The organism is Paenibacillus sp. PAMC 26794, assembly GCF_000316035.1.
Taxonomy (GTDB): Bacteria; Bacillota; Bacilli; order Paenibacillales; family Paenibacillaceae; genus Paenibacillus.
In genome coordinates, this window is the sequence record NZ_ANHX01000011.1 from 433,222 (window position 1) to 458,178 (window position 24,957).

Genomic DNA, 24,957 nt, shown 5'->3' on the forward strand with positions numbered 1-24,957 from the left:
TTATGTCAACATTCAAAAGAGTACATCTGATCGTTATGGATTCTGTAGGGATCGGCGAAGCGCCGGATGCAGCAGAATTTGATGATTTTGATGTAGATACCTTTGGTCACATTGCACGTGAACGCGGAGGTCTGAAAATGCCTCACATGGCCAGTCTCGGACTGTCCAACATCAAAGAAATCGAGGGTGTCCCTGTAGCGGATGCACCTAAAGCGTATTACACCAAGATGCAGGAAGCATCCAGAGGCAAAGACACAATGACAGGTCACTGGGAGCTGATGGGTCTTTACATTGATACACCTTTCCGTGTGTTCGAGAATGGTTTTCCCGATGAGTTGATTCAGCGCATTGAAGAGAAAACGGGCCGCAAAGTAATTGGTAACAAACCGGCCAGCGGCACGGAAATTCTGGATGAGCTGGGTGCAGAGCATGTTGAAACTGGCGCGCTCATCGTTTATACATCCGCGGATTCGGTTCTGCAAATTGCAGCACATGAGGACGTTGTTCCACTGAAAGAACTGTATGAGATCTGTGAGTTCTGCCGTGAGATTACACTTGAAGATCCGTACATGCTGGGCCGCATTATTGCACGTCCATTTGTAGGTGAAGCGGGTAACTGGAAACGTACTGCGAATCGTCATGACTATGCACTTAAACCTTTTGGCCGTACTGTTATGAATGAACTGCAAGATGGTGGATTTGATGTGATTGCTTTGGGTAAAATCGCAGATATCTATGATGGCGAAGGTGTAACCAAGGCTGTTCGTACCGTCTCTAACATGGATGGCATGGACAAGTTGTCTGAAACGATGGATGAAGAGTTCACTGGACTCAGCTTCCTGAACCTGGTTGATTTTGATGCCCTGTACGGTCACCGTCGTGATCCGCAAGGTTATGCTCAGGCACTTGAAGACTATGATGCACGGCTGCCAGAGATTTTTGCCAAAATGACCAATGATGACCTGCTGCTGATCACAGCTGACCACGGTAACGATCCAACATACCGCGGTACAGACCATACACGTGAATATGTACCACTGCTTGCCTACTCTCCGCGCTTCAGCGAGGGCAAAAAGCTTGATCTGCGCAGCACATTTGCTGACCTTGGCGCAACCGTAGCAGAGAACTTTGGAGTGAAAATGCCGGAATACGGCACCAGCTTCCTGAAGGATTTGAAATAAGTTTTTCAAAAACTGGATAGGTGAGGTCGGAGTAGCTTGGGCTGCTCCGGTCCTGCCATCATAATAGACTAATTTGTATAACTGGAGGAGATTCATTCATGAGTACACATATTGGAGCAAAACCCGGAGATATCGCAGAAACGATCCTTTTGCCAGGAGACCCTTTGCGAGCGAAATATATCGCAGATACGTACCTCGAAGATGTTGTATGTTACAACGAAGTTCGTGGAATGCTCGGTTACACAGGTACATATCAAGGACACCGGATTTCGGTGCAAGGTTCAGGGATGGGAATTCCGTCCTTTGCAATCTATGCTAACGAATTGATCAGCGAATATGGCGTAAAAAACCTGATTCGTGTTGGTACTTGTGGCGGTATGCAGGAGCATGTACGTGTACGTGACGTCATCCTTGCACAAGCAGCATGTACAGATTCCAGCATGAACAAACACGTATTCGGTGGATATGACTTCTCGCCAATCGCTACGTTCTCCCTGCTGAAAGAAGCATATGACCGTGCAACAGCTAAAGGTATGAAGATTCACGTCGGTAACGTATTCAGCTCCGATTCTTTCTACCGCGATGACCGTTCCGTAACCGAGAAGTTGATGAAACACGGTGTACTCGGCGTAGAGATGGAAACAACAGCATTGTACACTATCGCTGCCAAGTTTGGTGTTAACGCACTGACCATCCTGACGGTAAGTGACCACTTGCTGACAGGCGAAGAAACATCTGCCGAAGAGCGTCAAAAAACGTTTAACGACATGATGGTAGTTGCCCTGGACACAGCAATCACACTGTAATTGTTGCATTTTATATTCACAATCAATTGATTTTAATCGAAACTTTTGTTTTGGCACGTAGTGAAGGAACCGGAATCGATTCTGAAGAAGCGAAGCGTTCGCCTTTGTCTCCGAGTTTTCTCCATTGCAAATGGATCAAAAAAAACTTGGAGACAACAGCGATCAAAAGAACGATCCGGAGCCGGAACGAATTAACATCAAAGTGTTCTATACAATCAATACACACACAAGGAGAGATCATCATGAGAATGGTAGACATTATTGCCAAGAAACGCGACGGAAAAGAACTGACAACAGCTGAGATTGATTTTGTTGTTCAAGGATACACACAAGGAGAGATCCCGGATTATCAAGTCAGCGCATGGGCGATGGCGGTGTTTTTCAAAGATATGACAGACAAAGAACGCGCCGACCTGACGATGTCGATGGTGAACTCCGGTGATACGATCGATCTGTCAGCTATCGAAGGCATCAAAGTAGACAAGCACTCCACAGGAGGTGTGGGCGATACAACAACACTGGTACTCGCTCCGCTTGTTGCTGCGCTGGATGTGCCTGTTGCCAAAATGTCCGGACGTGGACTTGGTCACACGGGTGGTACAACAGACAAGCTAGACTCCGTTGCAGGCTTCCACGTTGAGCTTGAAAAAGAAGAGTTCATTCGTCTCGTCAACGAACACAAGGTTGCGGTTATCGGACAAAGTGGTAACCTTACTCCAGCAGACAAAAAGCTTTATGCACTGCGTGACGTTACAGCTACCGTTAACTCCATTCCACTGATCGCCAGCTCCATCATGAGCAAGAAAATTGCAGCAGGTGCAGATGCGATCGTATTGGATGTTAAAACGGGTGCTGGTGCATTCATGAAAACAACGGAAGATGCTAAAGAATTGGCACATGCCATGGTAAGCATCGGTAACAATGTTGGCCGTAAAACGATGGCTGTTATCTCCGATATGTCCCAACCACTGGGTCTGGCAATCGGTAACGCGCTTGAAGTGAAAGAAGCCATCCTCACCCTGCAAGGTAAAGGTCCGAAAGATCTGGAAGAACTGTGTCTGGCACTTGGACGTCAGATGGTATTCCTTGCTGGCAAGGCAGATTCCTTGGAGCATGCTGAGGAGAAATTGAAAGAAGTCATCCAGAACGGTAAAGCACTGGAGAAATTCAAAGATTTCCTGGCAAACCAAGGCGGAGACGCTTCGGTTGTGGATCATCCAGATCGTTTGCCACAAGCACAATACCTGGTTGAAGTACCAGCAGACAAAGACGGCTATGTTGCTGGAATCGTCGCTGACGAAATCGGAACGGCAGCAATGCTGCTCGGCGCAGGCCGTGCAACAAAAGAGTCCGAGATCGATCTCGCGGTTGGTCTGATGCTGAACAAAAAAGTCGGTGACCCAGTCAAAGCGGGTGAGTCCCTCGTAACGATCCATGCCAATCGTGAAGACGTAGCAGATGTCATCACGAAGATCAAAGAAAACATTACGATTGCGGATCATGCCGATGCGCCTGTATTGGTTCATGACATCGTAACAGAATAATACAATCCGAGCAGACGAGATGTAATCTCATGTCTGACTGAACATGAAAGCCCCAAAGCGATGTAATCCATAGTTTTGGGGCTTTTTGTCGTTGAAGCGTACGCTGTTAGTATTAGCGATTAATTGCTCTTTATTTGCTCATACGCCATCACCGAATCGGCACTTGTGTAAATATAAGGCGTGGATGGCTCAGATACAGGTGTCACCTTTGTGGCGCGAATTTCAATCGTATCCTTACCGTTCACCTGTGCTGAACCGATGCTGCCATCGATTTGCACCCAACTGTCTGTAGGGAAGCTATCCGCTTCTGGGATGTGAATCATCACGCCGAAGGGAGCCGCATCCGCGGGGCAGCACATGACGAGAAATCGTCCCAGTGCAAAATGTGATTCATGATCCATGCTTTTGTCACGATAGACGAATCCGGTTAACGAGATATCTTTGCCTACAAATTGTCGCTGGAACATATCAATCGTGCCGAGAGTTTCAGAGAAGATCTCGGGATAGACTCGGATAATCTGTTCTGCATACAACTTCTCCGCCAGTTCAGCGAATTCGCGGCTGTACTCGTCGGGGGGAATGAATTGTACTTTGGTGGCCGATGCAGGCTGAACGGTCGTTAGTTTTTGTGTGAGATCTTGTACATTCAATTGCATTGCCGGATCAGGTAAAGGTTCTTTTCGACGAATCTCGGGAGGGGCATAGGTGAGAGACATCCCTTTCTGACTGGCCATGGAGCTGCCGAGAGCCCGATCAGGTAACAGAAATCCCAGCAACAAGGGTATGGCAATCAGACCATATACCATTGAACTGCGTAGGAATCCGGAAGGTGGTGGATGCTCACAGTCGCAATGAACCTCGTTTCTACCGAACAATCCATGCCATGCCATGATAACGGCAATAAACAATAAGGGAACAGGACAGCATAATAGCAGTTTTTGCATGGTAGGAGCCAAATAATAATGAAGCGAATCGCTTGAATTCAAGTGAATAATGTATACCGCAAGACCTCCTATCCAGACCGTACGGATCAAATTATGCCATTGGATGACGTGTGACCTTGGAACAGGAGGCTTGGTCATCGTATAGATAGTGTGGTTCATATAACATCACCTCATTTCTATTCATAGTTAGTATGAAAGTTCATGTGATTAACCATTCAGGCCATGAAGTATGTTGCTCAACCTTTATACCAGTAGGTTAATCAACCACGAGCCGGCGAAGACGAGTGTGATAATGGCTAGACTTAGACCAATAACAAACCGGGTACGGAAGGTGGAGAGCAGCATCAGGGTGCTTTTGAAATCCAGCATCGGACCAAGCACAAGGAAGGATACCAGCGGCCCTAGTGCAAACGTGTGTGAGAACGCAGAAGCCACAAAAGCATCGGACGTGGAGCAGAGAGACAGTACATAAGCAAAGCCCATCATGAACACGTAAGAGGCAACAGGACCATTACCAAGTGAGATCAGATCGCTGCGACTAATGAATGTTTGGATGCAGGCTGTAATCAGGGCACCGATCACCAGATATTTGCTCATATCGACAAATTCATCTCCGGCGTGAATGAAGAAGCTACGCCAGTTTTTCACATGGTTGTGATCAGGAGCATTTGCGTGTGCATGAACATGAGGTTGCGCCATTTTAAATCCAGGATGTGTCTTGACCTCTGTCACTGCGACTTTTGGCATCCAAAGGGGATTTCGACGAACAAACACATACACGAGCATACCTATGGAAGCTGCTACAGCAAAGGCCAGTCCCATGCGGGCAATGGTAATCTCAGGATGGGAGGGAAAGGCAAGCAAGGTTGCCGTAAATACGATGGGATTGACTACGGGACCACTCAGGATGAACGTCACTGCAATATAGGCTGGCATGCCTTTGTGCATCAACCGTCTTACTACCGGGACCATGCCACATTCACAGATTGTAAAAATAATACCAAGCAGTCCCGCGACTAGCACACCGCCGATCGGATTCTTGGGCGTGAGTTTACGGACCATTTCTTCGGATACAAACCACTGCATGAGCGAGGACAATAACACACCCATGAGCAGAAAAGGTGCGGCTTCAAGAAAGATACCTATGAATACGGTTTTCATATTTTGCAAAGCTTCACTGTTCCATGCTTCCTTCAAGTCTGGAGCCATTGTGATCAACACGGGAACAAGAAATGCACAAGGGATCAGGAAGGACAGGAGCTTCAGATTGGCTGCCATTTTCATGAAACAGACCTCCACAACTAGGACTTTGCTAAAATATATGCTTGTACGTGCGGCAACATACCGAAGCAGCTTGCACCAGCAGGAATATGGGTAGGTGCGATGAATGAGGAGGAAAGGCAACTTCATTTTGGCGACACGCTGCCCAGCATACCGGACTGGGATGATGAGTGGGGTGACCGGGTGACGAAATTGGTATTTATCGGTATTGACATGGACCGGGCTGAGATTGAACGTACATTGGATGAGACTTTTCTTACGGAGGAGGAGATGCGGATGAACTGGCGTGAACTGAAAGATCCTTTTCCAGCGTGGAGATGACAGTTAAATAAAAAAATCTTCAAGTGCACGTATGCACCTGAAGATAAAGATAGTACTGTTTAAAGCATCTTAGTTAAAGTACAAATCACCGAGATAAAAATCGCCGTTGCCGTCTTTTTGTGGACTAAACACAAACGAAAGGTTCACTCCAAAGGAACCCGTCCATCCTTGAGGATAATAAACAGCTTTGTAGCTTTTACTTATTTTAGTTTTGTCATTCATTGAAATAACTTTAAAATCAGCTGATTTGATGTTAATCAATTGATCCGCATATTTAGTCAATGTTTTTTTATCATTTGCTGCAATTAGACCTTTGACTTTGGTCTTGAATTTATCTTTTTGATATTGTTTGCCACGATCAAAGAAGTCGATCTCAGCATTTTCAATAACTTTAGCATCTATGTATTTATCAAATTCACTAGTGCTACCTGTTTTAAGTGCTTTACCATACATTTTGATCAGTGTTAAAGATTCTTTCTGCAATTTGACTATCATCTGAGCGTCAGTTCCAGTCATCTTGATTGAGCCTGAATTAGAAGTACTTGAGTTACTTGAACTACTTGGTTTACTTGAATCTTCAGAACCTTTGGTACCTGTACTGTTGTTATTACTACTCGAACTGCTTGACTTACCGCTACCTGAATTAGTGATACTTACAACTTTGTTGCTAACATTCAGAGATACGTTGGCTCCGAGTGCTTCTGCTGTGGTACTTACAGGCAAGTATACATCACCGTCATATACCAGTGCATTCAGTTTGTCTCCAGCTTCATTCTTGGGTGTCCAAGACAGACCGTTTACTTTAAAGCTAATGTTGCTGTCGAGTGCTGCTTCAATATCTTGAATTCCGTTTGAAGCTGCTACACCCAGGGCACCGAAAGCCAAACTGCATGCTACCAATGACCCAATAAAAGTTGATTTTTTGATCTTCATCTAGTTCCTCCGTAGGTAAAGTATAATGCTACCAAAGCAGTATATCATATGAAATTATATTGTGCATACAAAATTTTACTGTAGCAGATATGAAGTTGACAAAATAAAGATCATAGTCTAATATCATTAAATAGTAATAATTACGATTAAACAAGAGGAGGCAACCACGAAACACGCTAAATTTTTTTGTTCATTTTAAATCGTAATATTTACGAAAAGAGGGAATGGCATGATATTATCTTCCATGCGTGATGTTGTATTTGGATATGGCAAAGAGCCTGTCATTGATCAACTGTCGCTGGATATCCATGTGGGAGAGTTCATAGGCATCACAGGTCCCAATGGTTCTGCCAAAACGACCCTGTTAAAGCTGCTACTAGGGCTATTGAAGCCCTGGAGCGGCACGATACATATGAATCCGCAGTTGAAACGTGGGAACAAGTCCAATATCGGTTATGTGCCCCAGCAGGTGGCATCGTTTAATAGTGGATTTCCCAGCACGGTGAATGAGCTGGTCCGGTCCGGGTGTTACACCAGGCTCGGATTATTCCGCAGATTCACAGCAGAGCAGGATGCCATCGTTGAACGCAGTCTGCGTGAAGTTGGCATGTGGGAATATCGGAATACACGAGTCGGTGAGCTGTCTGGTGGACAGAAGCAGCGGATCTGTATTGCAAGAGCTATGGCTGCGCAACCGCAGGTTCTGGTACTGGATGAGCCGACAACGGGAATGGACCGCCACAGCCGTGAAGGATTTTACAATCTGATGCGCCACTATGCTGATGTTCATGGGATAACTATTATTATGGTTACTCATGGACTGGAAGAGATGGGAGATCGATTGGACCGAACGATTATTCTGGAGCGGCAAGAAAGTGAGGAATGGCAGTGTTTGAGTACGAATTCATGCAACGTGCCTTCTGGGCAGGTGGACTGATTGGAGTCATCGCTCCAATTCTGGGTGTCTATCTGATGCTCAGGCGGCAGGTCCTTATGGCGGACACGTTATCCCATGTCTCACTGGCAGGGGTTGATCTCGGTTCGGTCATGAATCTTAACCCGGTGATCTGCGGATTCACGATTGCAATTATCGGTGCATTACTGGTTGAACAACTGCGGCGAAGTTACCGAACCTACAGCGAGGTACCTGTGGCGATCATCATGACTTCGGGATTGGCTCTTGCTGTGGTGTTGATGAGTCTCAAAACCAATCTGTCCAAGACATTCAGCTCATACTTATTCGGATCTATTGTTGCAGTTAGCGATATGCAGTTGTGGATGATGGCGGGAGTATGTGTCATTGATTTTGCAAAAGAGCATCAGGTGAAGATCATTTTTTTCGAAACACTGGTTTCATCCAAAGTGTCTGAGACAATCGCAAGTGAAGTGGGGGCCAAGACGGCTGTATTGAATCCGATTGAGGGACTCACCGAGGAAGAAATTGCGGCGGGAATGGACTACATTAGCGTGATGAGACAGAATCTGGAGGCTCTGAAACTGGCACTAAACGAATAATTAAAAATCAGTTTGATGCCTGTCACCGAAAAAGGTACAATAATACAACATGCTGAGGAATGGATCGCCATTCCTTTGCCTTTTTGCAAAGCAGAGAGCACAGTGATGTGCTCTCTCTTTGTTGAATAAGGTGACCGGATCAAGGAGAACAGGAGGACGCATTGCATGAATTTAAATGAGGAACATGAAGTGCTGTTAAGTGAACAGCCTGCCCATCTGTGGAGACGGCGTAAGCTGGAGCTGATGCACTGGACGGAACGTGATAAACATACAGTATCCGCGAAGAAAACAGAGATTTGGAACGGTGTTGAAGTTGATGCCGAGCTTGTGAAGGCATTGTCCATACTTCAGAGTGAGGGCGTGAGGACGGAATTTTCATGTGCAGGGGTGAGTCCGCTTGATGAACCTGTCGATCATTCCCTTTATGCTTATGTTACCCTGATACAAAGTGAGGTAGCAGATCAATTCGTGCACTATGCCCTCCGTCGGATGCGGAATCGACTGCTCGTTACGCTAGAGGCCGAAAAGGGCCGCTATGATCTATCTTCTTTTTTCATTGGACACAATCGGAGCTTCTGCTGGTGGATGGAGCACTGTGCCTTACAGTTTGGAAGCCGAAACGAATCGAGTGAAAAAAGCGTAGTATAAAGGATAGGCTTGTTTACTTGATTGTTTACTTGAAGGTAAAGGAGGTATACACGATTGAATAAGTGGGTCAAAACGATACTTTTTCTACTAGGCTCCGTCTTTCTTACACGATTCATCCCATTTTCGTCCTTGTTCCGTAACCTGGATACGATGATTCACGAATTCGGTCATGCACTAATGACACTGGTATTGTCCGGTAAAGTGCTGCGCATTGAATTATACGCTGATCATAGTGGTGTAACTTACTCTTCCATGCTGACGCCAGGCAGATCGATCCTGGTTTCTCTGGCGGGATATATCAGTGCATCACTGTTCGCCTTGCTGTTGTTTTACTTATACCGCAAAGGCTTGCACATGTGGGGACTTGGTATTATGACGGCTGTCGCTCTGGTATCGCTCCTGTTATATGTAAGAGGGGAGTTCGGCATGTTATGGCTGACCGGGTTCATCGTACTGAACGTTGTCATTATGATTTTTGGTGCCAAGATCGTGAAGTACTATTATCTGTTACTGGCGTTTCTTACGCTGGAAGAGTCGGTTGTTAGTGCGGTATACGTTGGACTTATGTCCTGGACTCAGCCCTCACGGGCAGGGGATGCAGCGAATCTCGCTCAACAGACGTTCCTTCCGGCGCTGTTCTGGGGCACGTTGTTCGCTTTGTTCGCACTGTGGTGTGCCAAGGGAGCGCTCAGTCTCTTTTTCCGCAAAGAAGGCACTTCGCGACCGTCACGGTCTCGGGGATTACGAAGAGCGTAACGGATATAAGTTATACAAAAGCAAAGAAGGCACTTCCTTTCTTCATAAAAGGATAGTGCCTTTTAATTTTGGACTTACTTCTGAATTAAAGTCTGATATTAAAGATTATTGAACCTAATCTCCAAGATTATCCCATAACACATAAAAGTAATAAATCTCTTCCATAATCGCCTTATCATCCTCTGCCGCAACGCCGCCCTTGATCCGAGCAAGCGTGCCCAGAATATCATATATCGTTTCACGTTCCACACTGAACTGAATGCGGTTGACGACTTTATCCCAGGCCTTCATTGCGTAATTAACTTGAGAATTGGCTTCAGTCCATTTTTTACCCTCAACCTGTTTCTCTAACGTTTGTATAGATTCAAGCAAGCGATCATCGGTGCCAAAGGGCTTTTTGAGAAAGGCTCCGTTAGCCATAATTGCAACGAACACAAGAATGAGGAAGATCGGAAGCACATATAGCAACCAGAAACGCGTTTTCATTCAACCGCCTCCTTGATGTAAAGAGTTTAGAAAGGTCCCTCATAATCGCCCATATCGATTTTTTCGGTGATTTTATCTTCGAATAGATCAACATACAATTTGTCATTGGGCAATATGGCGGCAAAAGCAATATCCTGTATCGTGATCTTTTGTTTCTTAAGCTGTTCACTGAGCCATTTGATATCTTTATTTCTTTCCTCCAGATTTTGCTTAATCAGCAGGCCATCAATGATAATCTCGGTCATAAGCTTGCTCTTGGGCGGGTGCATATGCATGTCTTTGGCTGTTACCGGTTGATTCTCAGGTTTCAAAACAACCGAGAGGCTGCCATCCGGCTCCAGAATCGCATAATCCAGCGTTGTAATATCAAATACATCCTTTTGCCGCAGCATCATGGTCAATTCGTCAAATTTGACTCGCATTTTACTCAGGTTCTGTTCGAGAATTTTACCGTTCTGGATGATCAATGTAGGATCAGAGTCCATTAGTTTGGAAATGGTGCGATTTTTCAGCGTAATATACTGAAAGATGATCGTAATGATTGTGAAAATGGTCAAGGCCACAAAATGAATCCACGCCTTGGAGGAAAGATCGGTTGCAAAAGTCCCCGCAATGGAACCGATTGTGATACCGTTAATGTAATCAAAATACGTCAAGTTACCCATCTGCTGTTTGCCCAGCACCCTTGTATAGATGATCAGGGTCAGAAAGGCAATAATAGACCGTACGGCAACAACCCATGTTTCTTCCATCATATATGTATCACCATCCTTTACTTCACTTCGCATAGTACTATAACAAGCTTTTCCTAGCCTGGATGATCTTATGCTTGAACGCAAAAAAACCGAGACCTGGTTAAGTATCTCAGGTCTCGGTTTCATTAACTATCTATATGAGTTGAACTAATTCATTTATACGTTAATAGTTAAACACCGGAATACGCCATAAATCCGCCATCTACCGGAATGACTGTGCCAGTGACAAAGCCGGACTGTCTTTCATCCGCAAGCCACATCAATGTGCCAAGCAGGTCTTCCGGTTTGCCAAAGCGGCGCATGGGTGTATGAGCAATAATTTTACTGGAACGTTCCGTAGGTGAGCCATCTGGTTGCAGTAATAGATTACGGTTTTGCTCAGTCAGGAAGAACCCGGGGGCAATAGCGTTGACACGAATACCGGATTCGGCCAGATGAACGGCGAGCCACTGCGTGAAGTTGTTAATGGCTGCCTTCGCAGCGCTGTACGCAGGAACTTTCGTCATGGGCGATGGGGCGCTCATGGAAGAAATGTTTATGACAGTGGCGGGAATATCACGCTCTATCATATGTTTTGCAAAGATCTGAGTAGGGATGAGAGAACCGACAAAATTCAAATCCATCACCTGACGAAATCCCTCTACACTCACATCAAAAAATGTAGTGACATCGCTCTTTTCCAGATCTTCCAATCTGAAGATTTCATTTGTGGTGTTGGCACTAGCGTTATTGCCACCGGCGCCATTGATCAGAATATCACATGGTCCGAGCTGTTCCAGCACCGCATCTGCCGCTGCTTGCACACTATCGGCCTGGGTTACGTCACAGGCAATAGCAATCGCTTTGCCACCGGCAGCTTCTATCGCAGCTACAACTTCCTGCCCCTTGGACACAGTACGGTTCAGGATGGCTACACTAGCACCGTGCCGAGCCAGTTCTTCCGCCATGGAGCGGCATAATACTCCAGCACCTCCGGTGATTACAGCCGTTCTGCCTTCAAGACGAGATGAGCGTTCATATTGGTGTTCACTCATGCTTTTGCCCTCCTTTGCAGGGAATCCCAGACGCCCCAGAGATACATGATCCCCAAAGCCCGGTCATAGAGTCCATAACCAGGTCGGCACTGTTCTCCCCAGAGGTGACGACCGTGGTCGGGTCTTGCATAACCTTCATAACCGATATCGTGATAAGCCTCAACAACCCCCGCAATATCGACGCTTCCATCTTGACTGCGATGTGAGGTTTCGATAAAGTCGCCGTTTTCGTAGATTTTGACATTACGAATGTGGGCAAATGGAATCCGATCCTTGAACTCGTGTATCATCCCGATAATGTCATTATCAGCATTCGCTCCCAAAGAGCCACTGCATAATGTCACGCTGTTGTAAGGGCTATCATAAAGATTCAAATATTTCCGAACATTCTCCTGACTTGTAATAATCTTTGGTAATCCAAAGATTGGCCATGGCGGGTCATCCGGATGGATGGCCATTCGAATCCCCAGCCGTTCGGCTGTAGGCATAATCTCTTGCAGGAAATAACGTGCGTGCTCCCACATATGATCCTCGGTTACATCCTTGTAGGCTTCGAACAGACCTGTTAAATACTGCAATCGTTCCGGTTCCCAACCTGGCATGGTGAGTGCGGAGTTTTCCGTAATGCGTCGAACGAGTTCTAGAGGTTCTATATCTGCAAGTTTACTGTGCTCATAGAAGAGGGCAGTTGAGCCATCCTCCATTTCCTTGTGCATATCCGTGCGAAGCCAGTCGAAGATCGGCATAAAGTTGTAACAGATGACCTTCACACCAACTTGAGCCAGTTTCTCCATTGTTTTAATATAGTTCGCAATGTATTTATCCCTTGATGGCAGGCCCAACTTGATATCCTCATGGATGTTCACACTCTCAACGACATCCAGATGTAACCCGGCCTTGTCTGCTGCTGTTTTGACAGCGAGTATTTTGTCCATCGGCCATTCCTCGCCCGCAGGAACATCGTGCAGTGCCCACACAATACCTTCGACACCCGGAATCTGCCGGATATGATCCAGCGTTACCGTATCATTGCCTTCGCCGAACCAGCGAAAAACCATTCTCATCACGTTCACCTCATCATGAATAGTAGGAAGAAAATTCAGTCATTGAAAATAGGACGGATATGTATCCTGCAGGACAGCCAAATCGGTGACAGTTAAATGCAAATGTTCCTGCATCAGTCGCTCTGCTGTGTCGGCATCATGCTGCTGAATGGCCTTGACCATAGACCGGTGCTGTTCAATCAGGTGATCCCACTGGTGGTCCGAGGACAGGCGTAACATTCGACTTCGATTCAAATGTACATTCATCTGCTGGATAACAGTCCAGGTGTTGCTTTTGTTGCAGCCTGCAAAAAGAGTGCTATGGAATTCCTCATCCAATTGGAACATTCGTTCATCATCCGGTTTGACCCTGCATTCCTGTTGCCACGCAAGGTTCTGTTCAAGAGCTACCATCTGTTCGTTCGGAAAGTTCTCGCAGGCGAGTCTGATTACGGCTCGTTCGAGCTGTTCACGCATGAACCGTGCTTCCTCAACGAGATCGACCTGAATCAGAGAGACGTATGTGCCACGCTGTGGATACACTTCCAGCAGACCTTCCTGTGCAAGCCTTACAAAACTTTCTCGAACAGGTGTCCGGCTTACCTGGAACTCCAGCGAAATTTCCTTCTCTGAAATAGCTGTTCCTGGAGGCATTTTCAAACTCAAAATGAGTTGTTTCAGCGTGAAGTAAACGACATCTCGCGTTGAGTAAGATTGCTTATTATTCATGGAAGACATATTGCTCGCAACAGGCAACAAACCGGCTTTGGATGATAACTTTGGGGTATATTCCACAACTTCAACTCCTTCAATGCCATACTACCATACTTGTATGGTAGTATGGAAGCGCTTTATAAGCATTATATTAAATTTAGTTGATGGTTCACTTGCAGTTCAAGTGATTAAAGAGTACAATTCAGTCATTAGGTTCGAATGTTTAAACCAACAGATATCAAACAGAGAAAATATACGTAGAAATAATGAAGAAGAAATAGTATAGAGGTGAAACCATGGGACAAAAAGCAATTAGCGTTTTTCAAACCTGTATCCCGTTATTTCAGGTGTTAAGTGACAACCATCGTCAATCCATTTTGCTGACACTCACCGAGAAAGGCAGAATGACAGTGAATGAAATTACCGAACAATCCAGCCTATCCCGGCCAGCCATATCTCATCATCTCAAGCTGTTGTTAGAGAAAGGGCTTATATCTGTGGAACAGAAGGGCACACAGCGCTATTATTCGGCTTCTCTGAATGCATCGGTGGAACTGTTGAAGGAACTGGTAGCTGCTTTGGAAGAAGAGTGTCTGTAGATTAATCGTGATAAAACATGCTTTTGCATGTGCCTTATAGGTTCGTAAGTTTAAACGCTTGATCAATAATGAATAGAGGAGTATGTATATATGACAACGACTATACAGGAAGTAACCAGTCAGGAAGTTGAACAGATTTTGGAGCAGCAACGACAGTTCTTTCGTTCCGGGGCAACAAGATCGGCAGAAGCTCGAATTGCACATCTGACCCAACTGAAGCAGGCCATTCAAAAGTACGAATCCAGACTGACAGAAGCTCTCTATCAGGATTTGGGCAAAAGTGAGTTTGAATCCTACACAACCGAGATCGGATTTATGATGGATAGCATCACACACACCATTCGTAAAGTGAATAAATGGGTGAAACCTGTTAAAGTGAAAACGCAAATGGCGCTCCTGGGTTCCAAAAGTTATATCATACCTGAACCCTACGGGGCGGTTCTGATTATCGGACCGTTTAATTATCCTTTTCAACTCTTAATCGAACCATTGGTAGGTGCTATTGCAGCAGGTAACACAGCCGTGCTCAAAGCGTCAGAGAATACACCTGCGGTGTCCGCTGTTGTACGTGAAATGATTGCGAGCGTGTTCGAACCGGCATACGTACAAGTGCTCGATGGTGCAAAAGATACAACGACAGCGCTGATTAACGCGCCATTCGATTATATCTTTTTTACAGGCAGTGTACCGGTTGGCAAGATTGTGATGGAGGCAGCTGCCAAAAATCTCGTTCCCGTTACGTTAGAACTGGGAGGCAAAAGTCCGGTCATCGTGGATGAACAGGCGGATATCAAAGTAGCAGCTGAGCGCATTATATGGGGCAAACTGCTCAATACAGGACAGACCTGTATCGCACCCGATTATTTGCTCGTGCATGAGCGTGTTAAGGAACCGTTAATTACGGAGATGAAAGCAGCGATTGTGTCCTTCTTTGGTTCGGATATCCAGCACAACAAGGACTACGGGCGAATCGTGAATAAGGGACATTTTAAACGTCTGACGACTTTGATTGAGCGGGATCAGGCCAAAGTAATATATGGGGGAGCTTCGGATGAGGAAGATCGCTTCATTGAACCTACACTGATTGATGCGGAGTCCTGGGATGCAGCAACGATGGAAGATGAGATTTTTGGACCGATTCTGCCGATCATTAGCTACCGTAACATTGATGAAGCCATTGTAGAAATCGTAAAGCGGCCGAAACCGCTCGCCTTGTATCTGTTTACTTCCGACACCCGGGTTCAGGACAAAGTGCTGCGCGAAGTTTCTTTTGGAGGCGGCTGCATTAACGATACCATCACGCATGTAGCGAATCCGCGTCTGCCGTTTGGCGGTGTGGGTCATTCCGGTGTTGGCTCGTATCATGGGCAGTACAGCTTCGAAACCTTCTCTCATCTCAAAAGTGTACTGAAAAAAAGCACCAAATTGAATCTGCCGATTCTGTATCCACCGTATGATAACAAGCTGAAGTTGATTAAGCGTTTGTTGAAATAACACTTCATATTAAATACAGAGAACATCTTGAATCGAATTATGAAAAAGTTGAATCAAACCCGACAGCCTGCTACTGGACTTCATTCCAGAGCAGGCTGTTCCTGTCGGTAACGGGAGGGTGACATGCCGGACCAGCGCTTGAATTGACGACTGAAATGGGCAATATCCTTGTAACCAAGCATGACGGCAATATTTTGAACGGACAGCTTCGGATTGCCCAGAAGAAGCTTCGCTTCATGCAAAACCAACTGGGATAATACAGCACGTGGAGACTGACCAAACACCTGCTTGAACACGCGATTACAGTGAGAAGAACTGATGCCCAGCTCTGCTGCAATATCATCAATGCCATAGTGACCGTTGGACTCGTGTCCCTGTTTGAATTGCTGACTCATCAGGCCTTGCAATCGATTACGAATCTGATGGGCGAGTTCGATCTTCTCGTGTCCGTCGGTAAACCATTGCGCTGCCTCTTGCGAGACCGCCTCCCACAGATGACCAAATAGTTCGAATACTGCAGATTGCAACTGCATACGCTGGACCATCGTATTTGCTGTTTCATCATCCGCAGAGGACATCAATTTGTGCAATACCGGCTCAATCTGCTGCGTAACCGGACTATCCGCACTGAATCGCACTTGTTTGATACGTGCCAGCAACGATAGGAACAACTGATCATCAATGTCAAAATGCATGCAAAAATACGTGAATCCCTTGCCGTTATGGCTCTGGCTGGAATGAATGCTTCCCGGAGGAATCAGGAGCAGTTCGCCAGCCTTTTGAATGTATAGGGTACCATTCACCATCATGCGTTGCTCGCCTTCCGTGACATAATTCAATTCATATTGAGGGTGCTCATGTGCCGGATAATCCCAGTCCATACCCACACTTCGTAAATGAATGGCAAACAGATTGACCGTTGTTTGTACATCTGGATAAAAAACTTCATGGACACTTTCTCCCAAAGTAGGAGGCAAATACGTTGAAGACATGGAAGATCCCCCTTCATATGAGGTTGTTCAAAAAATGTGATTTTGATTACGCACGTATATCTAATGGAATGTTTTTGTGTAACCGCTTTAATCCATTATAGTCTATCAGCTTGATTTGGGTAAATATCCGATTGATTTGATCATGGTCGGAGGTGGAACCACGTGTTAGGATGGGGCTAATGAAAACGTATGCAAACCATTCTGAGAGGGGTTATGATTCATGAATACATCCAAATCCATCTTTTATAATGCACATCATGCACCGATCGGTGCTTTTGCGAGTTTTACACTGGGTTACAAAGGAGCCAAAGGCGGGCTGGGGCTTGAACTCGGCAAGCCGGCAGACCAGAATATATATATTGGATTACAATCTCGCGATGGCGACAATTATCAGGCGCTTCCTTTTTATGAAGCTTCCGAGGATGAGAGCAGCCGCTATGATGTAGAGAAGTTAGAGAATGGGGACCCTACGTCGACAACAGCGACCAAAGTTCCACAACCTCTTATTACGGCTTTTCGCGATGAAGATATTACCCGTGATTTTACCTCAGGTACAGATACGTGGACTGCTGGAGATCTGACGTTCCGTATCTACTCGCCTGTACGTCCAGTACCTGATCCAACGAATGGGGATCGTGAAAAATTAATGGATGCACTCGTGCCTGCCGTATTGGTTGAGATGACGATTGACAATACGGAAGGTCAACAACCCCGCAAAGCATACTTTGGCTATCAGGGCAATGATCCGTACTCTGCGATGCGTCTGATTGGGGGACCGGAAGGTGGCTCCATCACAGGTGTGGGACAAGGTCGACTTACAGCGATTATGTCAGCAGATGACGGACTGTGGCCCGCACGCGGATTTACGCTGGAGAAACTGTTGCAGGAGAAACATCGGGAGAATCTGGCATTTGGACTTGGCTCAACCGCTGCACTACTGATGGAGGTTCCGGCTGGAGAGAAACGTACGTATCAATTCGCAGTATGTTTCTATCGCGGGGGCATTGTGACGACCGGAATGGACACAACGTATTGGTATACGCGCTACTTCTCCGATATTCAGGCAGCAGGAGAGTATGCACTACAACGCTTCAGTGAGTTGACCGCATCCTGTGGAGAGGTTGAACAGCGCCTTGGATCGTCTGCTTTGACCAAAGATCAATCATTCATGCTTGCTCATTCCATTCACAGCTATTATGCCAGTACTCAACTGCTGGATGCCGATGGTGAGCCACTCTGGGTGGTGAACGAAGGGGAGTATCGGATGATGAACACACTTGATCTGACGGCTGATCAGTTGTACTTCGAGCTTGCCTTGAATCCATGGACGGTGCGTAATGAGCTGGAGTGGTTTGTGAAACGATACAGTTATACGGATCAGGTTCGTTTCCCCGGGGAAGAGAAGTTATATCCGGGAGGAATTACCTTTACCCATGATATTGGTGTTGCGAATGTGTTCTCACGCCCTGGACATTCGGCATATGAGCTGGTTGGCATTGACGACTGTTTCTCACAGATGAGTCACGAGGAGCTGGTGAACTGGCTCTGCTGCGCGACAGTATACATTGAACAGACACAGGATCAAGCTTTTGTGAAAAACATGTTGCCTGTTATCGAGGATTGCTTCGAAAGCATGCTTAATCATGACCATCCCGACACAGAGCAGCGTAACGGTCTGATGGGTCTGGATAGCAGTCGTACCCAAGGTGGAGCGGAGATTACAACTTACGACAGCCTGGATGTGTCACTTGGTCAGTCTCGCAATAATATCTATCTGGCGGGTAAATGTTGGGCGGTCTATGTTGCATTGGAGAAGCTGTTCGCAACTGAGAAGTTGGCAGATCTGTCCCATCAAGCAGGGCTTCAAGCAGATCGCTGCGCTGCCAGTATTGCTGCACAATTGACTGATGGCGGCTACATTCCAGCTGTTATTGCAGAAAATAATGATTCTCGAATCATTCCGGCGATTGAAGGTTTGGTGTTCCCGTACTTTACAGGCTGTGAAGCAGCACTGGATGTCAATGGTCGCTTTGGCCCTTATCTGAAAGCACTCCAAACTCATCTGAAGACGGTTCTTGTCCCGGGAACATGTCTGTTCGAAGATGGAGGCTGGAAACTGTCCTCAACAAGCAATAACTCGTGGCTGAGCAAAATCTATTTGTCCCAGTTTATCGCTAGAGAGCTGCTGGGTGTGGAATGGAATGAGACAGGCAAGGCAGCAGACGCGGCTCATGTCAACTGGCTGCTGCATCCGGAGGAATCCTACTGGTGCTGGAGTGACCAGATCCTGTCTGGTGTAGCGGTTGGCAGCAAGTACTACCCGCGTGGTGTAACGTCGATCCTATGGCTACTCGAAGGAAAAGGGAATCACCTTGCGCAGATCTATGCCAGCAAGGAGGCGGTACAATGAGCCAATCCGTCGTTCAAGCTGCCTTGTCAGGTCCACAGTATGATGCGTGGCTGGGGTATCACTCTAAATTGCCAGGAGCGAATGGACTTGCCCAAAAGACGGCTCCTGCGTGGAGCAAGCTGATATTGGTGGAAGAGAACCATGGAGTGATCACAACAGCTCTGACCGAACTTTCACGGGGACTGGGAAGGTTATATGGCGTGAAACCGTCGGTCAGTCATCTGTCTGATGCTCAGGAAAGTGAACGGAACAATCATGCTTCCACTCCCGCAATACGAATCGGCACTTGGACAGGGAGCGATTCCGTGGCTGGGTCGTTCAGTGAGACAGAGCGTTCAACTGTTCAAGGAGAAGGCTATGTCATTCGTGAGAACGAGACCGAGGGTGTACTGGTCATTGGATCAGAGACCCCCCAAGGTGTGCTGTATGGTGCATTCCATCTGCTTCGAGAGCTGACAATGGATCAAGGAAGTGCACATGAGGCGGATGACGCTGTGAATAAGTGGAGCTTCATTACAGAGCAGCCAACCAATGCGCTACGGATGATTAATCAGTGGGATAACGTGGACGGCAGCATTGAGCGTGGGTACGCAGGAGAATCCATTTTCTATGATAACGGGGAATTCACGCTGGACTTGGGACGCATCCGGGATTACGCACGTTTGCTCGCTTCCACGGGAATCAATGCTATATCGATCAACAACGTCAATGTACACCGCCGTGAGAGCCTGTTTCTGACGGAACGTTATCTTAGTGATGTGGCGAAGGTTGCCGCTGAATTCAGAGCGTATGGCATTCGATTGTTCCTGAGCGCCAACTACGCGAGTCCAATTGAGATTGGTGGATTGCGTACGGCTGATCCGCTGGATGCGCAGGTACGGGAATGGTGGAACATTCAAACGGCCAAGGTGTACGCAGCGATTCCGGATTTTGGCGGTTACCTGATCAAGGCAGACTCCGAGAATCGTCCGGGACCGTTCACGTATAACCGTGATCATGCCGATGGTGCGAACATGCTGGCTGAAGCCCTTCGGCCATTCGGTGGATTGGTCATCTGGCGTTGCTTTGTCTATAACTGCAAGCAGGACTGGCGGGATCGTTCCACAGACCGTGCGCGGGCAGCCTATGACCACTTTACGCCGCTGGACGGGCGTTTTGCCGAAAATGTCATTTTGCAGATCAAAAACGGGCCGATGGACTTTCAGGTGAGGGAGGCGGTATCCCCGCTGTTTGGCGCCATGGAACATACGAATCAGGTGATTGAATTTCAGATTACACAGGAGTATACCGGGCAACAACGTCATCTCTGTTATCTGGTTCCCCAGTGGAAAGAAGTATTGTACTTTGACACATACGCCAAAGGCGAAGGTTCAGAGATCAAGCGAATTGCGGACGGTTCTCTGTATAAACGACCATACAGTGGCTTCGCCGCAGTATCCAATATTGGTGCAGATGCCTGTTGGACAGGACATCCACTCGCGCAGGCGAATCTATATGGATACGGAAGACTTGTGTGGAATCCCGAGCTGACCGCGGAAGAGATTGCCGATGAGTGGGTGAGACTCACATTTGGACATGAAGACGAAGTTGTACGTCAGGTTACGGGCATGCTTTTGACTTCACTAGATATCTATGAGAATTATACGGCACCTCTCGGTGTGGGTTGGATGGTTAATCCGGAACATCATTACGGGCCGAATGTAGATGGATATGAGTATTCCAAATGGGGAACGTATCACTTTGCCGATTGTCATGGCATTGGTGTAGATCGAACCGTGAACAGCGGTACAGGATACACTTCACAGTATCACCCTGAGAATGCTGATCGCTATGAGTCCGTAGACACCTGTCCGGATGAGCTGATCTTATTTTTCCATCACGTGCCATACACCCATGTTCTGCATTCGGGTAAAACGGTCATTCAGCATATTTATGATACACACTTTGAAGGTGTTGCGCAGGCGGAGGCGTTAGCCGAGACATGGAGAGGGCTGGAGGGCAAAATCGACCCGGTCATTTTCAGAAAAGTTGCTTCATTACAGGACAACCAGGCCGAACATGCGAAGGAATGGCGGGACATGATCAATACGTACTTCTATCGCAAGAGCGGCATTGCGGATGAACAAGGTCGAACTATCTATTGATTGGTGAGGTGAAGAAAGAAGATCCTTGTTTTCTTTGATGTAGAATAGACAGCATGGACATACATGAGGAGGAGAACCGTATGGGACAACATCAACTGCCCGAGACCATGAAGGCCGCTGTCATGACAGAGCCAGGACACATCATTATTGAGGAACAACCCGTCCCGCAACCGGCAGCGGATGAGGTGTTAATCCAGGTAATGGCTGTCGGGGTGTGTGGCTCGGATGTGCATTATTTTGAACATGGACGCATTGGCAGATTTGTGGTGGAGAAACCGATCATTCTGGGTCATGAGTGTGCGGGGATCATTGCTGCTGTTGGCTCGAACGTATCACGTCTAAAAACAGGGGATCGGGTTGCTATTGAGCCTGGGGTGACTTGCGGACGCTGCACGGCATGTAAGGAAGGTCGTTATAACCTGTGTCCGGATGTACAATTTCTGGCGACCCCTCCGGTGGATGGGGCATTTGTACAATACATGGTGATGCGTGAAGATATGGTATTCCCGATCCCGGATCATCTGTCTTATGAGGAAGCAGCTATGAACGAGCCATTCTCTGTTGGTATTCACGCTGCACGCCGCAGCAAACTGGCTCCGGGTACAACCCTGGCGATTATGGGCATGGGTCCCGTTGGACTCATGGCCGTGGCTGCTGCCAAATCTTTCGGTGTAGAGAAGATCATTGTAACGGATCTGGAGGAGGTTAGGTTGGAAGCAGCCCGCCGCATGGGGGCTACTCATACCATTAATGTGCGGAATGAAGATGCGCTGGCTGTGATTCGTGAGTTAACAGGTGGCGTGGGTGTTGATACCGCATGGGAAACAGCAGGGAATCCAAAGGCGCTACAATCTGCTCTGTATTCACTTCGACGTGGAGGCAAACTTGCGATTGTGGGCCTGCCTGCACAGGACGAGATCGCACTCAATGTTCCCTTTATCGCAGACAATGAAGTTGATATCTATGGCATATTCCGTTATGCCAATACGTATCCGGCAGGAATTGAGTTCTTGAGCTCCGGCCAGCATGACGTGATGTCCCTGATTACAGATCGTTATTCACTCGAAGGGACACAGCAGGCGATGGAGCGCGCATTACACAATAAAAGCGGCAGTCTGAAGGTCATGGTATATCCGAACGGCATATAAGAACAACCTGGAAGAGTCCTGCGGTTCAGGACTCTTCCAGGTTGTTTTTTTCACAAAAAAGTATGGGTCAAGCTCCCATAACATGGTATAATTCATGAAGATTTTAATATATAAATGGATACACACCATATTGGTGAATAAGTACTTAGCGAAAGGAACTGAAGGTTGTGAGAGTACATGAATTTATGATACACGCTGATTTTCATCGGGATGATCTGATGTCGGTATCTTCTCAAGCGTCGCGTTTTTCCTCGGATATTATTTTGTCGTATATGGAATCTGAGCATGAGCATCGTGTAGATGTCAAAAGCCTGCTTGGAATGGCGTTACTTCCCATTCGATATGGTAGTGTTGTCAGATTACAGACAAGAGGCAGGGATGAACTTGAGGCTTTGGAGTACATGTTGAATGTACTGGAGAAAGGGACGGCGTGACACCTGATTAGGTGCAAAATCACAGATATCATAATTTTTTTAGCTATTCCTCAAATCCTGCTGGTACTTTGTCCAAAATAAGAGTATAATAAATTTTAGTTTGATTCTAAAGAAGTACCCATATTAAAGGAGTGTAAATAGATTATGCCAAAAGCTGACATCCATCCAAAGACACAACTCGTAATTTTTTACGATGCAAGTGCTGATTTCAAATTCCTGAGTTCTTCCACGAAGTTCTCTAACGAAACTATGGAATGGGAAGACGGTAACTCTTACCCAGTAATCCGTGTGGACACTAGTTCCGCATCCCACCCGTTCTTCACTGGTAAACAAAGAAACGTGGATATCGGTGGCCGTGTTGATAAATTTAACCGTAAATACAACATCAACAAATAAGTTTGTCCATACATTACAAGGAAACCTCGGGATTTGTCCTGAGGTTTTTTTGTGTACATTAAAAAAATTAATTCAACCAATTATTGCGCTTACAACACTTTCGGATGTACACTAGGAAACAGAGTACGAACATATTGGAGGAGGAAATAGAGATGAGCAGCATCACACATATGGTAACGTTTACACTTTACGCGGGTAAAGATACACCGGAGGCCGAAGCCTTTTTGAAGGAAAGTTCGGATGCACTGGCTGTCATTCCTGGTGTAGAGCAGTTTCAGGTTCTGAGACAGGTAAGTGAGAAGAATGAGTTTGACTACAGTTTCTCGATGGTATTTGCAGATCAGGCTGCGTATGATGCATACAACAATCACCCGGTTCACCGCCAATATGTAGAAGAGCGTTGGGAAAAGGAAGTCAGTCGCTTCCAGGAAATTGATCTACTTCAACAACATAATTAATATTCTCCACATATAGGAAAAAAGTTGAACTACCATATACAGCATTAAACAATGCTGTATATCTCTCTGAATAAAGCGTAATTAATGAACAAAATAACATATTTTCGAAATCGTTCTCGAACAAATGAATTCAAGGAGGTTTTCGCTGTTATGCAATTGGATCTCTCAGGAAAAACGGCTCTGGTTACAGGCGCAACCGGACAACTGGGGAGAGTAATCGCCCGCACGTTGGCAGCCTGTGGCGCCAATCTGGCTCTACATTATATAAATAATGATACCAAGGCTCGGGAGCTTCAGGGTGAGATTGAAGCACTCGGTCGTAAGGCTGTAATTGTACAGGGAGATATTACAAAGCAGGATACGGCATTTCGGATGCGTGATGAAATTCAGTCTGTCCTCGGCGGAGTGGATATCGTTGTTGCCAATGCGGTCGTTCAATATGAATGGACAACGGTGTTGGAACAGTCTCCTGAAGATTACTTGAGCCAGTTCGAATCCTGTGTCATGCAGAGTGTGTATCTTGCCAAAGCTTTCATTCCACATATGCAAGATATCAAAGCCGGTCGATTCATTGGCATCAATACGGAATGTGCGATGCAAAACTTCGCTCACCAATCGGCCTACACCGCTGGTAAGCGTGGCATGGATGGCGTATATCGCGTGCTTGCCAAGGAGGTTGGCGAGTATCAGATTACCGTAAACCAGGTTGCCCCTGGATGGACGATAAGCGAACGTGATCGGTCCAGTGAGCCTGGACATGATGAGGCATACACTCGTACCGTGCCGCTGAAGCGCAGGGGTGAAGATCAGGAAATCGCCAATGCAGTAGCTTTTCTCGCTTCGGATCTGTCCTCATTTATCACGGGTGCCTATATCCCGGTAAGTGGTGGCAATGTGATGCCTGCCATCTAGTGCATGCTT

At 46.6% G+C, this 24,957-nt stretch carries 26 protein-coding genes; 17 read left to right on the forward strand and 9 right to left on the reverse strand.

The genetic code is table 11. The features are described from left to right. The first annotated feature begins 2 nt into the window (after positions 1–2). The 3 genes from deoB to D829_RS0107225 all read left to right on the forward strand — a co-directional run bounded on the left by deoB (position 3) and on the right by D829_RS0107225 (position 3,531). On the forward strand, positions 3–1,181 hold the full coding sequence (gene deoB, locus D829_RS0107215; protein ID WP_017688192.1) for a phosphopentomutase: 1,179 nt from the start codon (positions 3–5) through the stop codon (positions 1,179–1,181). Between the two features lie 98 nt (positions 1,182–1,279). After that, positions 1,280–1,987: a purine-nucleoside phosphorylase gene (gene deoD / locus D829_RS0107220; RefSeq protein WP_017688193.1), complete on the forward strand. Its 708-nt coding sequence runs from the start codon at positions 1,280–1,282 to the stop codon at positions 1,985–1,987. Positions 1,988–2,229: 242 nt separating this feature from the next. Beyond that, positions 2,230–3,531 (forward strand): pyrimidine-nucleoside phosphorylase, encoded by a 1,302-nt coding sequence (locus tag D829_RS0107225; RefSeq protein ID WP_017688194.1) that lies wholly within the window; start codon positions 2,230–2,232, stop codon positions 3,529–3,531. A 119-nt stretch (positions 3,532–3,650) separates the two neighbouring features. Here the strand turns inward: D829_RS0107225 and D829_RS0107230 are convergent, their stop codons facing one another. After that, a complete protein-coding gene (locus D829_RS0107230; protein ID WP_017688195.1) occupies positions 3,651–4,634 on the reverse strand; it encodes a TIGR03943 family protein in 984 nt (327 codons plus the stop codon). Between the two features lie 84 nt (positions 4,635–4,718). After that, positions 4,719–5,759 (reverse strand): permease, encoded by a 1,041-nt coding sequence (locus tag D829_RS0107235; protein WP_017688196.1) that lies wholly within the window; start codon positions 5,757–5,759, stop codon positions 4,719–4,721. Positions 5,760–5,858: 99 nt separating this feature from the next. Here D829_RS0107235 and D829_RS0107240 point away from each other — a divergent pair, with 99 nt between their 5' ends. Then, on the forward strand, positions 5,859–6,077 hold the full coding sequence (locus D829_RS0107240; protein WP_017688197.1) for a GTP-binding protein: 219 nt from the start codon (positions 5,859–5,861) through the stop codon (positions 6,075–6,077). 69 nt (positions 6,078–6,146) lie between these two features. Here the strand turns inward: D829_RS0107240 and D829_RS0107245 are convergent, their stop codons facing one another. Beyond that, positions 6,147–7,010, reverse strand: a complete 864-nt coding sequence (locus D829_RS0107245) for a hypothetical protein (RefSeq protein ID WP_017688198.1) — start codon at positions 7,008–7,010, stop codon at positions 6,147–6,149. 229 nt (positions 7,011–7,239) lie between these two features. On the opposite strand from D829_RS0107245, the gene D829_RS0107250 reads away from it, so the two are divergent. The 4 genes from D829_RS0107250 (at position 7,240) to D829_RS0107265 (ending at position 9,929) form a co-directional block, all read left to right on the forward strand. Next, positions 7,240–7,947 carry a metal ABC transporter ATP-binding protein gene (locus tag D829_RS0107250; RefSeq protein ID WP_017688199.1) on the forward strand — a complete coding sequence of 236 codons (708 nt, stop codon included), beginning with the start codon at positions 7,240–7,242 and terminating at the stop codon, positions 7,945–7,947. Beyond that, positions 7,893–8,525, forward strand: coding sequence for a metal ABC transporter permease (locus D829_RS32835; RefSeq protein ID WP_081594953.1), 633 nt, complete (start codon positions 7,893–7,895; stop codon positions 8,523–8,525). Before D829_RS0107250 ends, D829_RS32835 begins: the two co-directional genes overlap by 55 nt. A 165-nt stretch (positions 8,526–8,690) precedes the next feature. Next, positions 8,691–9,173: a hypothetical protein gene (locus D829_RS30610; protein ID WP_017688201.1), complete on the forward strand. Its 483-nt coding sequence runs from the start codon at positions 8,691–8,693 to the stop codon at positions 9,171–9,173. 54 nt (positions 9,174–9,227) lie between these two features. After that, the gene (locus D829_RS0107265) at positions 9,228–9,929 is read left to right on the forward strand and encodes a M50 family metallopeptidase (protein WP_017688202.1); all 702 of its coding nucleotides are present in this window, start codon (positions 9,228–9,230) and stop codon (positions 9,927–9,929) included. Between the two features lie 114 nt (positions 9,930–10,043). Here the strand turns inward: D829_RS0107265 and D829_RS0107270 are convergent, their stop codons facing one another. The 5 genes from D829_RS0107270 to D829_RS0107290 form a co-directional block, all read right to left on the reverse strand. Continuing rightward, the gene (locus D829_RS0107270; protein WP_017688203.1) at positions 10,044–10,415 is read right to left on the reverse strand and encodes a DUF4363 family protein; all 372 of its coding nucleotides are present in this window, start codon (positions 10,413–10,415) and stop codon (positions 10,044–10,046) included. A 26-nt stretch (positions 10,416–10,441) separates the two neighbouring features. Then, a complete protein-coding gene (locus tag D829_RS0107275; protein ID WP_051153893.1) occupies positions 10,442–11,170 on the reverse strand; it encodes a DUF421 domain-containing protein in 729 nt (242 codons plus the stop codon). 170 nt (positions 11,171–11,340) lie between these two features. Continuing rightward, positions 11,341–12,204, reverse strand: coding sequence for an SDR family oxidoreductase (locus D829_RS0107280; protein ID WP_017688205.1), 864 nt, complete (start codon positions 12,202–12,204; stop codon positions 11,341–11,343). Beyond that, on the reverse strand, positions 12,201–13,268 hold the full coding sequence (uxuA, locus tag D829_RS0107285; RefSeq protein WP_017688206.1) for a mannonate dehydratase: 1,068 nt from the start codon (positions 13,266–13,268) through the stop codon (positions 12,201–12,203). Before uxuA ends, D829_RS0107280 begins: the two co-directional genes overlap by 4 nt. Positions 13,269–13,307: 39 nt before the next feature. Beyond that, entirely contained in the window at positions 13,308–13,985 is a 678-nt protein-coding gene (locus D829_RS0107290; RefSeq protein ID WP_026081054.1) for a GntR family transcriptional regulator, read from the reverse strand. A gap of 272 nt (positions 13,986–14,257) precedes the next feature. Between D829_RS0107290 and D829_RS0107295 the strand changes: the two genes are divergently transcribed. Both D829_RS0107295 and D829_RS0107300 read left to right on the forward strand, forming a co-directional pair. Then, entirely contained in the window at positions 14,258–14,560 is a 303-nt protein-coding gene (locus D829_RS0107295) for a metalloregulator ArsR/SmtB family transcription factor (protein WP_017688208.1), read from the forward strand. A 90-nt stretch (positions 14,561–14,650) separates the two neighbouring features. Beyond that, positions 14,651–16,054 carry an aldehyde dehydrogenase gene (locus D829_RS0107300; protein WP_017688209.1) on the forward strand — a complete coding sequence of 468 codons (1,404 nt, stop codon included), beginning with the start codon at positions 14,651–14,653 and terminating at the stop codon, positions 16,052–16,054. Between the two features lie 80 nt (positions 16,055–16,134). Here the strand turns inward: D829_RS0107300 and D829_RS0107305 are convergent, their stop codons facing one another. After that, positions 16,135–17,046, reverse strand: coding sequence for an AraC family transcriptional regulator (locus D829_RS0107305; RefSeq protein WP_017688210.1), 912 nt, complete (start codon positions 17,044–17,046; stop codon positions 16,135–16,137). Positions 17,047–17,266: 220 nt separating this feature from the next. On the opposite strand from D829_RS0107305, the gene D829_RS0107310 reads away from it, so the two are divergent. The 7 genes from D829_RS0107310 (at position 17,267) to D829_RS0107340 (ending at position 24,948) form a co-directional block, all read left to right on the forward strand. Then, a complete protein-coding gene (locus tag D829_RS0107310) occupies positions 17,267–19,456 on the forward strand; it encodes a glycoside hydrolase family 52 protein (protein WP_017688211.1) in 2,190 nt (729 codons plus the stop codon). Next, a complete protein-coding gene (locus D829_RS0107315; protein ID WP_017688212.1) occupies positions 19,453–21,600 on the forward strand; it encodes an alpha-glucuronidase family glycosyl hydrolase in 2,148 nt (715 codons plus the stop codon). Before D829_RS0107310 ends, D829_RS0107315 begins: the two co-directional genes overlap by 4 nt. 80 nt (positions 21,601–21,680) lie before the next feature. Then, positions 21,681–22,748, forward strand: a complete 1,068-nt coding sequence (locus tag D829_RS0107320) for an NAD(P)-dependent alcohol dehydrogenase (protein WP_017688213.1) — start codon at positions 21,681–21,683, stop codon at positions 22,746–22,748. A 167-nt stretch (positions 22,749–22,915) separates the two neighbouring features. Further along, positions 22,916–23,182: an HPr family phosphocarrier protein gene (locus tag D829_RS0107325; protein ID WP_026081056.1), complete on the forward strand. Its 267-nt coding sequence runs from the start codon at positions 22,916–22,918 to the stop codon at positions 23,180–23,182. 144 nt (positions 23,183–23,326) lie between these two features. Further along, on the forward strand, positions 23,327–23,578 hold the full coding sequence (locus D829_RS0107330; RefSeq protein WP_017688215.1) for a type B 50S ribosomal protein L31: 252 nt from the start codon (positions 23,327–23,329) through the stop codon (positions 23,576–23,578). Positions 23,579–23,730: 152 nt separating this feature from the next. Next, positions 23,731–24,036, forward strand: a complete 306-nt coding sequence (locus D829_RS0107335; RefSeq protein ID WP_017688216.1) for a Dabb family protein — start codon at positions 23,731–23,733, stop codon at positions 24,034–24,036. 150 nt (positions 24,037–24,186) lie between these two features. Next, on the forward strand, positions 24,187–24,948 hold the full coding sequence (locus tag D829_RS0107340; protein ID WP_017688217.1) for an SDR family oxidoreductase: 762 nt from the start codon (positions 24,187–24,189) through the stop codon (positions 24,946–24,948). Positions 24,949–24,957: the final 9 nt, after the last annotated feature.